We start from the raw sequence: 15706 nt of genomic DNA, 5'->3' as shown, positions 1-15706 counted from the left end.
TTACTGATTTAAATAATAGAAACTAATTATATACGTGGTTGGTTCATCGCGGTTAACATATTGCCATAAATCGCATTTAATGATGCTAAGTTTTTAGCTAGTTTACCTACTTCTTCTTTAAATTGTTTAGAGTCTTCCATTGATTCATTGAAATTACCCATTGTTAAAGATAAGTTCTGGTAGAACTTGTTCATCGATTTTAAATGAGCGCTTGAATCTTGTAATTCCAATTCATATACCGCATTTAGGGCAGATAAATTCTTAGCTAAATTATTTACTTGATCATGGTAAGCTTTAGAATCAACATTGCTTTCTCCCATTTCTACTAATTGTGAAGTTGCTTTTTCAAAAGCATTACTTAAATTATCAAAGCTCGATGAAGCTGTTTTTACTTTTCCAGTAAATTCGTTCGTTGCAATTGCAGCATCACTCACGTTAGAAATAGTAGCTACTTTATCACCAAAAGTGCGTAAGCCATTTCCTAAACTCTCGATTAACTCTGGTCCAATTTTAGCATTATCTAACATACTATCTAATGCTGCTGTTGAAGAAGATCCTGAAGAAACTGCTGGTCTAGCAGTAGCTTTTGGCAATTCACCTGCAAATCCCATATTTAACTCAGGATAAACGCGTTCCCAAGGCAACTCTGGTTCTGGTGGAAAAAATCCTGTTAGGAAGAATAATAATGCTTCTACACCCAAACCAACTCCAATAATTACGTTTGCCCATGATCCACCAAAGTGAATAATTTTACATAATGCACCTATAATTACTATACTCGCTCCCCAGGAAATTGCCACGTGTAACCAACCCGGTTGTTTTCTTGCTGCCATAATTTTGTTTAAAGTTTTTTATTTGTTGCTTGTTGAAATTTTAATTTAATGCATTACCAGGATAATCAGAAACGCAACGGAAACCGATATATGATCTTGCTTTATCTTGATACTCGTATGTACCTACAGAATTTTGTAAAAAGAAACCCATGTCTTTCCATGAACCACCCCTTACTACTTTAGCACCTTTAGCTGTATTTACATAATTAGGGCTAAAATCAGATAATAAACTTGTAGCCGATCTGTTATATGCTGTTACTGTCCACTCGGCTACATTACCCGCCATGTTATATAACCCATAATCATTCGGAATATAAGCTCTAGCATCTACAGTATATAAACCACCATCATCGGTATAATTACCCCTACCTACTTTAAAGTTTGCTTGCAAACAGCCTTTAGTATTTTTAATATATGGGCCACCCCAAGGGTATTTAGTTTGAGTTCTTCCTCCTCTAGCAGCATATTCAAATTCTTGGTCAGTTGGTAGGCGGTATTTTAATCTTCCATTTTCAGGAAGTTTTCTAGCAGATGCTATATTCTTATACAAAACTGTTCTCCAATTACAAAAAGCAGTTGCTTGTTCCCAAGTTACACCTACTACTGGATATCCATCGTACGATGGATGGTTAAAATATGAATCAACCATTGGATCATTTTGCGCATAAGAAAAATCTAATTTCCAAACTAAGGTATCTGGATAAACACTAACTGAAGGGTGTTCATTTGCTTTACCTGGCGTAGGATTATCCGTATATGTTTGTATAAAATCTTGTCTGCTTTTGCTTGGGTCGTTTCTGCCTGCCGCTTCTAAATCATGATCTAAATAACTGTATGCATATCTAAATTTACGAATATCAAATTCATTTTTACCCGGTAAAGCATCGTTACCCGAGTAATACATATTTTGCAATCTAGCTTTGTATGCGCTATTTTTTCCCCAAAGTACACCGCTTTTGCCTATAGCTTTCCAATTAATGTTTCGCTGACCTGACACTGTAGTTCCTGCTGCAGCAACTGGTTGTGGCATGTATAGATTTGGTGCACCAGATTGACCTAATGTAGTTACAGCAACAGAATCTCTCACCCAATTTACAAATTGTCTGTATTCTGCATTTGTAATTTCTGTTTGATCCATGTAAAAAGCAGGAAATGAAGTCATACGACTTGGTGTACCCTGATAAAAACTAATATCTTCATCAGTCATACCAATCAACGTTCTTCCTGGAGGGATAAAAACCATCCCATAAGGAATTGTTTTATTCTTAAATTTTTTGTTGTATGCGCCAACTAGCTCTCCTTGCTGTCCACTTTTACAGCTAAAAAGTAAACTAGAGATAATCAAAAAACCAAGAAAATATATTTTTCTCATAAAATCCGTTAAAGCAGTATCATATTATTTTATAGCAATTTTATCGAAAATCCTTGATATAAACAATTATTTACACAAATAAATACACGACACCTTGCGCTACTAATTTAAATTATAACAACTTAATATTAAGTTAATTAGTTTAAATTACACATTATCTCAACTAAGATTTAAGGTGAAGAAAATTGTTGTTAACTAGAGAAATTCTTCAAATATTGCTGAAGTAACGACACATGTTACAAAAAATTACTTATTAGATTTTTTTATATAATTTTCTATTGCCATAATCATAGAAGGAGCTTCTGGACTCGGCGCAGCAATGTCTACAATTTGCCCAGCATCGGTTGCAGCTTTATTGGTATTTGAACCAAATGCAGCTATGCGAGTATTGTTTTGCTTAAAGTCTGGAAAATTAGTATAAAGGGATTGTATACTTGATGGACTGAAAAACGCAATTACGTCATAGAAAACTTCTGCTAAATCAGATAAATCACTAACTACAGTTTTAAATAAAACTGCTGGAGTAACATCGTAACCATTTTTTTGCAAGAAGTTCATCGTGTCTTCTGTAGCTACATCAGAGCAAGGATATAAAAATTTCTCTCCAGCATGTTTTTTCAGAACCTCTGCTAAATCTGAAGCAGTTTGTTTACCAAAGAAAATTTTACGTTTTCTATATTGAATATATTTTTGAAGATATAAGGCTGTAGATTCGGAAATACAGAAATATTTCAAGTCTGCTGGCACTTCGTATCTCATTTCTTCACATATTCTAAAGAAATGATCAACTGCATTACGACTTGTAAAAACAACTGCAGTAAATTCTGCTAAGTTGATTTTGTCTTTTCTAAAATCTCTGGCTGGAACTCCTTCAACATGAATAAATGACCGAAAGTCGATTTTCAAATTGTACTTTTTAGCCAGATCAAAATAAGGTGATTTTTCTGTTTCGGGCTTTGGTAAAGTGATTAGTATACTTTTAACTTTACGTAACCTATCTTCTTTCTTTTCCTGCATTTTAACTAATTACCTCTTTAAAATCCTATTGCCTTGATTAATATTAATATAGGGCAAATTTCGAGGGTGCAAAAGTACAAAAATAAATAGACTTTTGAAAACCTATAATGAGATAAAATATTTACTCCCGCCCTAATAAATTGAAAAACAAAGATAACTAATATTAAAACAATAGCCGTTGCAATATAAAAAGAGCCATGTTTTAGTGGAGAAAGAGCAAATGCGATAACTAAAGGCGTGAACAATAAAGAGGCATTAAAATAACTTAAATATAATATAGAAATATATTCGTTGACCGGTTTTTGGATATTAAAGATATAGCCAAGTACTCGCAACAATAAAATTTTTAACACATATAAGACTATAATGGCTATTGAAATTGTTACAAAAAATTGAAAGCCATTTGCAATATAATCTAGTTTTTGATATTGAGCGACTAGATAAAAAAACATTCCGATAGTAAAGCCGAATTGAACAAAAAGCAGCAAAAAAGGCCAGGATGTAAAGAGGTTGTCTTCTTTATTTAAATTACCTAAAGCTCGATTGCTAAAAAAGGATAAGATAATTGCCATTAACTGTTTAGAAAAGAAATTTTTTAAAATCGCAAACAGCACCAAAAGAAAAGAGATAAAGGCTAATATCCAAATATCGCCTTTGGCTAAAATATCTCCTTGTTGGCGTGGATCATTATTTACAGAATTGAGTAGGAAATTTTTAATCAGGACTTTAAAATCTAGTTTTGGATAACCAAATCCCTTTTTTAAACTATCTGTGATGAGTGCTTTAGTTAGAGAATCAAGTGATCTTAAGCTACGAGGTGTAATCGTATCTTCTGCAACAACTACAGTTTGAGCAGAATCTAAACTATCTGTTATTAGTGAAATTCTAGAAATGCTATCTGTTGTTAAAGATATTTGCTGTGCTTTTATTGGCACCAATAACGCACTAAAACACAATAAAATAAGTAAAAACCTTTTTTTTAACATTACAAATGAACAACTATAGCGCTATGTCTAATAGCCACAAATTTACTGCTTTATTATTTTGTTTTTATAAAAGCTCTCTTTTTTAAATCTTAACTTGATATTGATAATGGCTTGTGGTGCCAAATTAATATATCTTTCTGCTAGTTAGGAATATTAATACCATACAGTTCTTTACTCACCTTAATAAAATCTTTTCTAAGATTGCTGAAAACTTCCTTTTGACTGTCAAAAAGCATATCCTCTGACACAATGGTTTTCATAATGAAAATATTGTCGCCATGTGCTTCACCAAAACAATATCCCGCAGAGGTTACACAAACAAAACCTACTTTATCATCTGTGGATTTATTTTCAAAACTATGGTAAACTGCTTCGATTTCTTTATTTATAATAGAAAATGCATATCCCCAATCTGTGGCAAAATAACGCTTTATGATATCTTTGTTGCTAGAAACAAAATCATTCTCAATACGTTCTCTATATCTCTTAAAAAAATGAGGTGGATAAATAGTTGTTCTATGCTCTTCTAGAGATAATGTAGCTGCATAAATTCCCTCTGGACGATTGTATAATCCATACACAGCAACACTCGGATTTTTTCTTCCACTTCTTTTTATTGCCGTAAATCTGATATTAAAAAGATTTTTTTTCACTTTAGTATAACATTCATATGAGTAGGTAAGTGGATAATGACTAGCTTTTAAAACCTTTCTTTGAAAATCCTTCTTACAATAAATGAGTTTGTTTTTTAGCGTGCAAAAATCCTTAAAGAGTTCATGGTGAATTTCAGTTAAGGTCATTGAGGGTACTATCATGAGCGTAATTTTTTCTTAGTGGCCTTTGAAACGTGTTGTCCCCTTTTTTATTATCCTCACTTTAGGATTAGAATAATCCTTTATTTATCTAAATGCTAAGAAATTCATAATTGCGTTTACCTTTGTTGCAATGGCTGGTATTGAAGTAAATATTGATTATCAAATACTTGTACAGGAAGGGTAACAAATAAGTAACATCAAACCCTCTTTTAAAATCCAATTTCTTTATTGATCAGCCACTATTTAATTACAACCCAAAGTTGTTCGATTACAGTCTAAATTCTGTCATTTAGAAACAACTGCACCTCGGGACACATAGCGTTAGCATTGTCATAGATGGGAGCTATTTTTATTTGACAAAATTTAACTTTGAATTAACTGCTTCTAAAAGGTTTTAGTTTAGCTTACGGACAAATTTAGTAAGTATAACAATCAGCTGACCTTCTATCTTGCCTTCAATCTGCTGTTTATTATCGTCAACGAGCCTAATGTTCTTTACTACTGTCCCAAGCTTTGCACTTAAGCTTGAGCCCTTGACATCCAGCGTTTTTATCAAGACGACGGCATCACCATTTTCCAGTTGATTGTTATTACAATCCGTATGGAATTCAACTTCCGAATCATTTTCATGGTCTCCAGTTGCTTTGGCCCAAGCAAGTGTAGCCTCATCTAGGTACATCATATCGAGGTTGTCAATTGCCCAGCTCTCCTGTCTTAACCTATTTAGCATGCGCCAACTGACCACCTGTACACCTGGAACTTCGCTCCACATACTTGTAGTCAGGCATTGCCAATGTTTACTATCTAATATTTCCTTCTTTTCAATTTGCGATAGGCATTTGCCACATAACAAGACACATTCTTCTACAGAGTTATTGGTTTGAGGCGGCACCTCATAAACATTGAGGCGATCATCTGCTGCGCACAGTTCACATTTTTTTTGGCTTCTAATAAGCAGTTGTTCTTCGATCTTCATATTTATGGCTGGTAAAGGCGCTGAATGTACAAAATTAAAATATTCTCAAGTAGAATAATATGTGCAAACTCCAATAATTGACGTTTTAACATAGGTTACTTTCTAAAAGCTACATCACAATAGTGCCGACGACTAGCGTAATAAGGCATTATTCCAAAAATAAGCAAAAAGTTACAACGGGAAAACTGATAAATATCACTTCCACCATTGATTTCTTACAATAAAAAGCTCTGATTTAGCCAATAGATTTGCATTTGACCATTCCATTTAGTTTTTTATTGTCACATCAAAAATAATCATTCAAAACGCCATAACGGATACGTTTTAGGCATACACTGGACACTTGCAAAAGATCGGGCACATAATTATGGCAGCAGGTCAAGACAAAATTTAGACGATGAACTTATTAGAAAAAAACTTATTAAAATTAGGTCCTTTAGGACAACATGCACATTATGCACACGGATATTTTACCTATCCAAAACTGGAGGGTGAACTTGGCAACCACATGTTTTTTAACGGCAAACAAAAACTGGTCTGGAGTCTGAACAATTACCTGGGCCTGGCGAATTGCCCTGAAGTTAGGAAAGCGGATGAGGAAGGGGCCAGACAATATGGACTTGCCTATCCGATGGGCGCAAGGATGATGACCGGCAACACCATTCTGCACGAAATGCTGGAAGAGAAACTTTCTTCCTTCGTAGACAAGGAGGATACATTTCTGCTTAACTATGGGTATCAGGGCATGCTGTCGATAATTGACAGCATCCTTGACCGCAATGACGTTGTTGTTTACGATTCGGAATCCCATGCCTGTATCATAGACGGCTTGCGGTTGCATATAGGTAAACGTTTTGTCTACAAACATAACGACATCCAAGATTTTGAAAAACAACTCATCAGGGCGCAAAAACTAATTGATGTGACCAAAGGTGGCATACTTGTCATTACCGAAGGGGTCTTCGGCATGCGCGGGGATACGGGTAAACTAAAGGAGATCTGTGCCTTTAAAAAACGATACGACTTTACCCTCCTGGTCGATGATGCACATGGCATAGGTGTTATGGGAGCAACTGGAGCTGGAACTGGTGAAGCCCAGGGTATTCAGGATGACATCGATCTTTATTTTGCCACCTTTGCAAAATCTTTTGCCGCCATTGGTGCCTTTGTTTCAGGCAAAAAAGAAATCATACAGTACCTGAAATATAATATGCGTTCTCAGATTTATGCCAAAGCATTACCGATGCCATTGGTATTTGGGTTGCACCAGCGGCTTAGTCTGATCAGGGAGAAACCGGAGCTACGAAGCAAATTGTGGGACATCACCCTACAGCTACAAAAGGGTCTTACGGAAGCAGGGCTGGAAATTGGCAATACGCAATCCCCTGTCACACCAGTTTATCTGGAGGGTTCGATCGACCAGGCAACTGCGTTGGTAAGGGACCTACGGGAATCACACGATATTTTTTGTTCGTTGGTTGTATATCCCGTGGTTCCAAAGGGAATGATCATCCTAAGGCTGATCCCGACCGCTGACCACACCAAAGAAGAGGTCGACAGGACGGTTGAGGTATTTAGAGAGATCAAACAAAATCTAACATCCGGAAAATACGACACCCAAGTTGGACATAATTCGCTAGCATAATGAGAAAACCATTTGGTATAAATCGCTAAGGGATCAATATTGATACCATTAGCACAGTTTTATTCAATATCATCTGTCAAGCAAAAAAATCAAATAAAAATAATACTAAGTACAAATAGCAATTAATATGGAGTTTCCCAACAACCTGCTTTACACAAAAGACCATGAATGGATCAGTTTTGATGACCAATATGCACTGATCGGCATTACAAATTTCGCCCAAAAAGAACTTGGTGACATCGTCTATGTAGATATACCAACCTTGAATTCAACAGTCAACAAAGATGAAGTTTTTGGAACGGTCGAGGCGGTCAAAACCGTATCAGATCTGTTTATGCCCGTTACGGGTAAAGTAGTTGCCGTAAACCAGGATATCGAAAAGAATCCTGAACTAGTGAATGAGGATCCTTATGGAACCTGGATGATCAAGATCTATGTAAACAAATTGGGGGAAAAGGAATCCCTGCTATCGGCGGACGCATATAAAAGTTTAATTGGAGCGAACGCACATTAAGGGCTATGAAAGATACGGCACTGACTGAAGTACACAGAGCTCTTGGAGCAAAAATGGCACCCTTTGCAGGATATAATATGCCCATCCAGTACGAGGGGATCAATGCAGAACATGAAGCGGTAAGGGAAACTGTAGGTATTTTCGACATATCACATATGGGCGAATTCCTGATCAAGGGCGAGCATTCACTAGAGTTGATCCAGAGGGTTACGACTAACGATGCCTCGAAGTTAAAAATTGGACAGGTCCAGTATACCTGCATGACCAATGAGCATGGTGGAATTATCGACGACCTACTGGTCTATATGCTGGATCATGGATCGTACATGCTTGTTGTCAATGCCTCAAACATAGAAAAAGACTGGGGCTGGCTCAATCTGAACAATCTATACCAGGCGGACATTACCGATCGATCAGCCGCAATTTCACTGATATCGGTACAAGGCCCCTATGCAATTGATACGCTACAAAAACTTACAAAAACTGATCTTTCGGAGATTCCCTACTACCATTTTAATAGTATTGAATTAAATGGGGTTCCCAATGTTATCGTTTCAAACACTGGATATACAGGTGCCAGCGGATTTGAGGTCTATGTTGAAAATAGCGAGGCAAAAGCGTTGTGGGATGCAATTTTTTCGGCAGGAAGGGGATTTCGGATCCGTCCCATCGGCCTGGGCGCAAGGGATACCTTACGTTTGGAAATGGGATTCTGCCTCTACGGAAATGACATCGATGATACCACCACTCCACTGGAGGCTGGTTTAGGGTGGATCACAAAATTGAACAAAGATTTTACGGCCAAAGATATCCTGCAGGTTCAAAGGGACTATGGACCAAAAAAGAAGCTGATCGGGATTGAAATGCTCGATAGGGGGATTCCACGTCATGGTTATAGAATTTTTAACGCGGAACATGAAATCATTGGTCATATTACTTCGGGTACCCAATCCCCCACATTAAAAACCGGTATAGGCATGGGCTATGTCAATATCGATTATGCCCAACTGGGAACAATTGTCTACATAGAAATACGCAATCAGTTTCATGGGGCAAGGATAGCCAATCTCCCCTTCGTTAAAAGATAGTTTACAAAAAGCAAAATAGTAAAATGAACTCTATATATCAGTTTAAAAATAGACATATCGGACCAGATGATGCAGTGATAAAAGATATGCTGAAGGTTATCGGGGCAAATTCTGTGGATGAAATGATCGACCAAATTGTTCCCGAGGAAATCAGGCATACCCGGCCATTAAAAATATCCAAAGGGCTATCGGAGTATGAGTACATCAAATCATTGAGGAACATTGCAGCAAAGAATGAACTTTACAAAAGCTATATAGGCCTCGGATACTACAGCACTATTATGCCCGCCGTGATCCAAAGAAATATTTTTGAAAATCCAGGCTGGTACACCGCTTATACACCTTATCAGGCTGAAATTTCTCAGGGAAGACTTGAAGCATTGTTAAATTATCAGACAATGATCTGCGAGCTAACTGGTCTTCCAATTGCAAATGCGTCACTTTTAGATGAAGGAACGGCTGCAGCAGAAGCTATGTTGATGTTTTTTCACGCACAGCTGGCGGATAAGGGAAAGGCGAGCAAATTCTTTGTTTCGCAGAACTGCTTTCCACAGACTATTGATGTTCTTGAAACAAGATCGGAGCCACTAGGCATCGAGCTTGTCATTGGGGACATCAGTTCTATAGTCCTTGACCATACCTTTTTTGGCCTGTTGATACAATATCCGGATGTTAACGGAGAAGTCGTTGATTTTCAGGAAATGGTGACAAAAGCTCATGAACAGAACATTCAGGTTTGTGTCGCCTCGGATCTATTGGCCCTGGCCATTCTAAACCCTCCGGGAGAATGGGGTGCGGACTGCGTTGTGGGAAATAGCCAGAGGTTTGGGATGCCATTAGGTTTTGGTGGTCCCCATGCTGGATTTTTCTCTTGCAAAGACCGTTATAAAAGAATGGCACCAGGCAGGATCATCGGTGTATCAAAAGATGCTGATGGTAAAACTGCCTACCGAATGGCATTACAAACACGTGAGCAACATATTAAACGAGAAAAAGCAACTTCTAATCTTTGCACTGCGCAGGCATTGCCTGCTATAATTGCAGGTATGTATGCAGTATACCATGGTCCAAAAGGCATTAAATCCATTGCTTATGAAATACATTTTAACACTTGCATTTTGTTCAATGAATTAACCAAAATGGGCTATCGGTCATGTAACGAAGCATTCTTCGACACTTTAGTATTTGAAGGGGATGTTAGCGTAATAAGGCCACTTGCAGAAGAAAGGAGAGTTAACCTAAGATATGTTGATGATGCACGGTTTGCACTTTCTGTTGACCAAACTACAACACCGGAAGATTTAAAGGAATTATTAGACGTTTTTGCTAAAGCAAAAGGCATTACCATAAAAAGTATCAGTGAATTGGAGTCCTCACCCTTATCACTGACTAAATTTATCCGCACTTCCAGTTTCCTGCAACATCCGGTATTCAATAAATATCATAGCGAGACAGAGATGATGCGTTACATTAAGCGTTTGGAGAATAAGGACCTGTCCCTGGTCCACAGCATGATTTCGCTTGGATCATGTACCATGAAGCTGAATGCAGCATCGGAACTGCTACCTCTTACATGGCCTGAATTTACAGAAATCCATCCATTCGCACCACTCAGCCAAGCTAAGGGATATTTAGAGGTCATAGATGAGTTGAGCAAAGATCTGTGCGAGATAACAGGTTTCAAAGCCATAAGTTTCCAGCCGAACTCGGGTGCCCAAGGTGAATATGCGGGATTGATGGTCATTAAAGCCTATCATAAAGCCAACAGGGACCAACATAGAAATATAACACTGATTCCTTCATCGGCGCATGGAACCAATCCGGCTTCAGCAGCCATGGCTGGACTTAAAATTGTTATTGTAGCTTGTGACCGGGAGGGAAACATCGACGTAAATGACCTTCGTGATAAAGCGCAGCAATTTAACGAAACGCTGGCCTGTTTAATGGTTACATACCCATCTACACATGGTGTCTATGAGGAATCCATTAGAGAAATTGTAAAAATCATTCACGACAATGGCGGCTTGGTTTATATGGACGGCGCAAATATGAATGCACAGGTTGGATTAACGAGTCCTGGCCATATCGGAGCGGATGTTTGCCACCTTAACTTACATAAAACGTTCGCTATCCCCCATGGGGGTGGTGGCCCGGGCATGGGGCCCATTGCCGTTGCAGAGCACTTGGTACCTTTTTTACCCTCACACATTTCTTCGAACAAGAACGAAAGCTCAATTTCTGCTGTATCATCTGCTCCGTTTGGAAGCGCATTGGTATTATTGATCTCTTATGGGTATATTAAAATGCTTGGTGCCGACGGGCTCTTGGAATCGACCAAAATAGCTATACTAAATGCCAATTACCTAAAGGATGCTTTGAAAGGTTATTATAAGATACTTTTTACAGGAAAAAATAACAGGTGTGCGCATGAGTTTATTATTGACTGTTCTCAATTTAAACAAACCGCCACTGTTGAAGTTGGGGATATTGCAAAGAGATTAATGGATTATGGTTTCCATGCCCCAACCGTTGGCTTCCCTGTTCACGACACATTGATGATTGAACCGACAGAGAGTGAAAGTAAGCAGGAACTGGACAAATTCATCTCTGCAATGATTTCCATAAGAAGGGAAATAGATGAGATTATCCAAAATGAATATAGTCAAAACGATAATGTGCTAAAAAACGCACCTCATACGATGAATGAGTGCTTAAAAGACCATTGGAATAAACCATATGGTAGAGATAAAGCAGCGTTCCCAAGCGACTCTCTAAGAGACAATAAATTTTGGCCATCAGTTAGCAGAATAGATAACGCATTGGGTGACCGTAACTTAATTTGTACCTGTGCACCAATTGAAAGTTATGCAGAGACATCATAGTACAAACTAAACCAGTCAAGACAAAATGAATTCTTCCTTATTCAAAAATGATAGCAGCTTTGACTGGCTATATCCCGAACATTTGCAACTGATATCACAGAAACATTGGACCCCAATCCGTATCGCCCGCAAAGCGGCAAAATTCCTTGCCCTGCCCAGTTCCAAGGTACTCGATATTGGTAGCGGGATAGGCAAATTCTGCCTTACCGCAGCATTTCACTATCCATTGACTTCCTTTTATGGAGTTGAACAAAGACATGAACTCGTCCATTTTGCAGAAGAGGCAAAAAACTATGTAAGACTTCAAAACGCTAATTTTATCCACGCTAATTTCACCCAGGTAAATTTTGAAAGTTTCGACCACTTCTACTTTTATAATTCATTTTGGGAAAATATCGATCAGAACAACAAGATTGATGAGACAATTGAGACCTCGTACAACTTATATAACTACTATACACAGTTTATGTTCAACATGTTAAATACCAGGCCTTCAGGAACCAGGCTGGTAACTTTCCAAGCAGAAGCTGGAGAGATCCCCGCAAATTACATGCTTGTGGAGACTTCTGAAAATAGTCTGCTGAAAATGTGGATCAAAGCATAGCCCATCTGGTTTCATACCTCACTTCGACACCATAATTGCTATCGGCCCTGTTTTGCTTTCCATCGATAATATGGAAAATAAATTGAGGGCGCCCCAATTATATCCTTAATTCGATATGCACGCCAAGGCCTTTTAATTAGTGGGCGTCGACCACAGCAAGGGTGATCATATTTACAATCTCTCTTACGGGGCTGTACATTTGCAAAACATGGACCGACTTGTTCATTCCGATCAGAATTGGTCCAACGGCTTCCAAACTGCCCAGTTCCTGTAAAAGTTTGTAAGCGATATTACCGGATTCCAGGTTTGGAAAAATCAACGTGTTGGCAGGGCTCCCGTTAAGTGGAGAGAAGGGGTAATTGGCACGTAATAATTCAGGGTTCATGGCAAAGTTGGCCTGCATCTCTCCATCCACTATCATATCTGGATACTCCTTTTTCAACAAGGCAGTGGCCAACCTGCCCTTCTCAGGGGTTATTCCAGTATTAGACCCAAAGTTAGAATACGACAACAGGGCAATTCGCGGAACGATATTAAACTCTTTGACCTTTTTATAGATCAATGCGGTAATGTCAACCAATTCCCGAAGGGAAGGATCTGGATTTACCGTAGTGTCTCCAAGGAACACAGGCCCTTTTTTGGTCAGCATCATGTACATCCCCGCAATTTTGTTTACTCCAGGTCTAGTGCCTATGACCTGAAGCGCTGGTTTCAACGTTGACTTATAATTTTTGGTCAACCCAGAGATCAATGCATCAGCACGCCCGAACTCTACCATACTCGCGCCAAAGTAATTGCGGTCACGCATAAGTTTTCTGGCTTCGTACATTGTAGTCCCACTTCTTTGACGACGATTGAACAGATGTATGGCAAAGGCTTCGGAATCAGCTGTACCCTTCCAGGGATCAATGATTTGGGTATCCCCAAGTTCAATACCATGCTCCAGCATTAGTTTTCTGATGGCAATTTCATCACCCAATAGGACTGGTATCGCTATTCCTTCATCCTTGACGATTTGGGCCGCCTTTAATATCTTATAGTTATCTGCCTCGGCAAGTACGACACGTCTGGGCGCAGATTTGGCCATATTTGAGATATTCCTTAGAATTTTATCATCGGCACCCAGTCTAAACTGAAGTTCCTCTTGATAGGCCGCCCAATCGGTAATATGCTTACCAGCCACCCCCGAGGCGATGGCCGCCTTTGCAACGGCGATGGAGACGATCCCGATTAGCCTGGAATCGATGGGTTTTGGAATGATATAGTCTCTTCCAAATTTCAGGTTTTTGGATCCATACGCCAAATTGACCACCTCTGGAACAGGTAGCTTGGCCAGATCGGCGATAGCTCTAACGGCGGCGATCTTCATTTCCTCATTAATCGCGGTTGCCCGGACATCGAGCGCCCCCCGGAAAATATAGGGGAACCCGAGCACATTGTTTACCTGGTTGGGATAATCGGATCGTCCCGTGGCCATGATAATATCGCTACGGCAATTTATGGCTAGTCCATAGGCTATTTCGGGATCTGGGTTTGCCAGGGCGAAAACAATAGGGTTTTTGGCCATCGAACGTACCATTTTTTCCGAGATTACATTGGCTGCCGAGAGGCCGAGAAATACATCAGCACCTTTCATTGCTTCAGACATTGATGAAATATCCGTACGTGAAGTCGCAAAATCCATCCGCATCGGATCAAGATCTGTCCGGTCTTTGTTCACAATGCCATCCTTGTCGAACACCAACAGATTTGTCTTTTTTACGCCCAGTGTTAGGTACAGTTTGATACAGGCAACTGCTGCTGCCCCTGCACCACTTACAACGAGCTTGATCTTATCCAGTCTTTTATTTTGAATTTCACAGGCGTTCAATAATGCTGCACTCGTAATGATGGCGGTTCCATGTTGATCGTCGTGCATCACCGGGATATTCATTTCCCGTTTTAGCCTGCGTTCGATTTCAAAGCACATAGGAGCGGCAATATCTTCCAGGTTTATTCCTCCAAAAGTAGGTTCCAAGGCTTTCACGACATTTACAAACTGGTCGATGGTGCTTGCATCGATCTCAAGATCGAAGACATCTATATCGGCAAAGATCTTGAATAACAACCCCTTTCCCTCCATGACCGGCTTACTGGCCTCCGGCCCGATATTCCCTAGCCCCAGAACGGCTGTACCATTGCTGATGACGGCCACCAGATTGCCCTTGGTGGTGTATTTATAGACATCTTCCGGATTTCTGAAAATTTCCATACAGGGCTCGGCTACCCCCGGTGAATAGGCCAGGGCCAGGTCACGTTGTGAATTTGTGGGCTTGGAGGGTACGACCTCGATCTTTCCGGGACGTCCCTGGGCATGATAGTCCAAGGCATCTTGATTATGGTTTTTTGAGTTGCTCATTTTTGAAGTTTTGATTAAAAGCCAGACAGGCCGGACAATGGCAAACGAAGCTCAACTTAACTATGGGAGGGATAGGGTAAGCATTGTTTCTACTATCCTATTATTACTATTTTTTTGGATCATACTTTATCCCAGGGGTCAACCAGAATAACAGGATCACCCGAGAATACCTATAGTTGAACGGAGACAAAATGACCAGGAAAACACTGAGGACAGTCATGTATAGCGCAAACGAAGTCAGGTTGCCTGTCCAGGCATATGTTGCGGTACATGCCAATAATAGTTCGATGACGTTCATTGCATAGCCGACATACATCGCGGCATAAAAATACCCGGGTTCCCGTTCGAACCGGAAGCCACAATTAGGGCAGCAATCGTTCATTTTCTGTAAGTGAAAGCCATACATGGTGTTGGCAAACATCTTTCCTTCCCTGCATCGGGGGCATTTGGCATTGGCCATGGCAGAGTACTGGGTCTTGTTCATTTATTTTTATGGGTCATGGGAAAAACGGCAATGCTGTTGTACTATCACTGCAATGACCTTATTGGACGTCCAAAGATAGGCCATAAGGGCTT

The 15706-nt window shown here is 39.4% G+C and carries 13 protein-coding genes; 5 read left to right on the top strand and 8 right to left on the bottom strand.

The genetic code is table 11. The annotated features are described in order from the left end of the window. Nucleotides 1-26: 26 nt before the first annotated feature. The 6 genes from gldL to WC622_RS00760 all read right to left on the bottom strand — a co-directional run bounded on the left by gldL (nt 27) and on the right by WC622_RS00760 (nt 5999). Complete coding sequence (gene gldL, locus WC622_RS00785) at nt 27-833, bottom strand: gliding motility protein GldL (protein ID WP_372816329.1); 807 nt, start codon at nt 831-833, stop codon at nt 27-29. Between the two features lie 40 nt (nt 834-873). Beyond that, nucleotides 874-2205: an SUMF1/EgtB/PvdO family nonheme iron enzyme gene (locus WC622_RS00780; RefSeq protein WP_372816327.1), complete on the bottom strand. Its 1332-nt coding sequence runs from the start codon at nt 2203-2205 to the stop codon at nt 874-876. 246 nt (nt 2206-2451) lie between these two features. After that, nucleotides 2452-3222, bottom strand: coding sequence for a uroporphyrinogen-III synthase (locus tag WC622_RS00775; protein WP_372816325.1), 771 nt, complete (start codon nt 3220-3222; stop codon nt 2452-2454). Nucleotides 3223-3239: 17 nt separating this feature from the next. Continuing rightward, a complete protein-coding gene (locus tag WC622_RS00770; protein WP_372816323.1) occupies nt 3240-4208 on the bottom strand; it encodes a DUF4271 domain-containing protein in 969 nt (322 codons plus the stop codon). Between the two features lie 140 nt (nt 4209-4348). Further along, nucleotides 4349-5008 (bottom strand): hypothetical protein, encoded by a 660-nt coding sequence (locus tag WC622_RS00765; protein WP_372816321.1) that lies wholly within the window; start codon nt 5006-5008, stop codon nt 4349-4351. A 409-nt stretch (nt 5009-5417) separates the two neighbouring features. Then, complete coding sequence (locus WC622_RS00760) at nt 5418-5999, bottom strand: PhnA domain-containing protein (protein ID WP_372816319.1); 582 nt, start codon at nt 5997-5999, stop codon at nt 5418-5420. A gap of 397 nt (nt 6000-6396) precedes the next feature. Between WC622_RS00760 and WC622_RS00755 the strand changes: the two genes are divergently transcribed. The 5 genes from WC622_RS00755 to WC622_RS00735 all read left to right on the top strand — a co-directional run bounded on the left by WC622_RS00755 (nt 6397) and on the right by WC622_RS00735 (nt 12732). After that, complete coding sequence (locus tag WC622_RS00755; protein WP_372816317.1) at nt 6397-7644, top strand: aminotransferase class I/II-fold pyridoxal phosphate-dependent enzyme; 1248 nt, start codon at nt 6397-6399, stop codon at nt 7642-7644. A gap of 127 nt (nt 7645-7771) precedes the next feature. Further along, nucleotides 7772-8158 carry a glycine cleavage system protein GcvH gene (gene gcvH, locus WC622_RS00750; RefSeq protein ID WP_372816315.1) on the top strand — a complete coding sequence of 129 codons (387 nt, stop codon included), beginning with the start codon at nt 7772-7774 and terminating at the stop codon, nt 8156-8158. 5 nt (nt 8159-8163) lie between these two features. Then, nucleotides 8164-9246: a glycine cleavage system aminomethyltransferase GcvT gene (gcvT, locus tag WC622_RS00745; protein ID WP_372816314.1), complete on the top strand. Its 1083-nt coding sequence runs from the start codon at nt 8164-8166 to the stop codon at nt 9244-9246. Nucleotides 9247-9269: 23 nt separating this feature from the next. After that, a complete protein-coding gene (gene gcvP, locus WC622_RS00740) occupies nt 9270-12128 on the top strand; it encodes an aminomethyl-transferring glycine dehydrogenase (RefSeq protein WP_372816312.1) in 2859 nt (952 codons plus the stop codon). A gap of 25 nt (nt 12129-12153) precedes the next feature. Beyond that, the gene (locus WC622_RS00735; protein ID WP_372816310.1) at nt 12154-12732 is read left to right on the top strand and encodes a class I SAM-dependent methyltransferase; all 579 of its coding nucleotides are present in this window, start codon (nt 12154-12156) and stop codon (nt 12730-12732) included. Between the two features lie 136 nt (nt 12733-12868). Here the strand turns inward: WC622_RS00735 and WC622_RS00730 are convergent, their stop codons facing one another. Continuing rightward, on the bottom strand, nt 12869-15130 hold the full coding sequence (locus WC622_RS00730) for an NADP-dependent malic enzyme (protein ID WP_372816308.1): 2262 nt from the start codon (nt 15128-15130) through the stop codon (nt 12869-12871). 106 nt (nt 15131-15236) lie between these two features. Continuing rightward, complete coding sequence (locus tag WC622_RS00725; protein ID WP_372816363.1) at nt 15237-15512, bottom strand: DUF983 domain-containing protein; 276 nt, start codon at nt 15510-15512, stop codon at nt 15237-15239. Nucleotides 15513-15706 lie beyond the last annotated feature (194 nt).

This window comes from Pedobacter sp., assembly GCF_041662865.1.
In the GTDB taxonomy this organism is placed as follows: domain Bacteria; phylum Bacteroidota; class Bacteroidia; order Sphingobacteriales; family Sphingobacteriaceae; genus Pedobacter.
The sequence above is the reverse complement of the archived record's forward strand: the minus strand, read 5'-3'. Positions and strand labels throughout refer to the sequence as shown.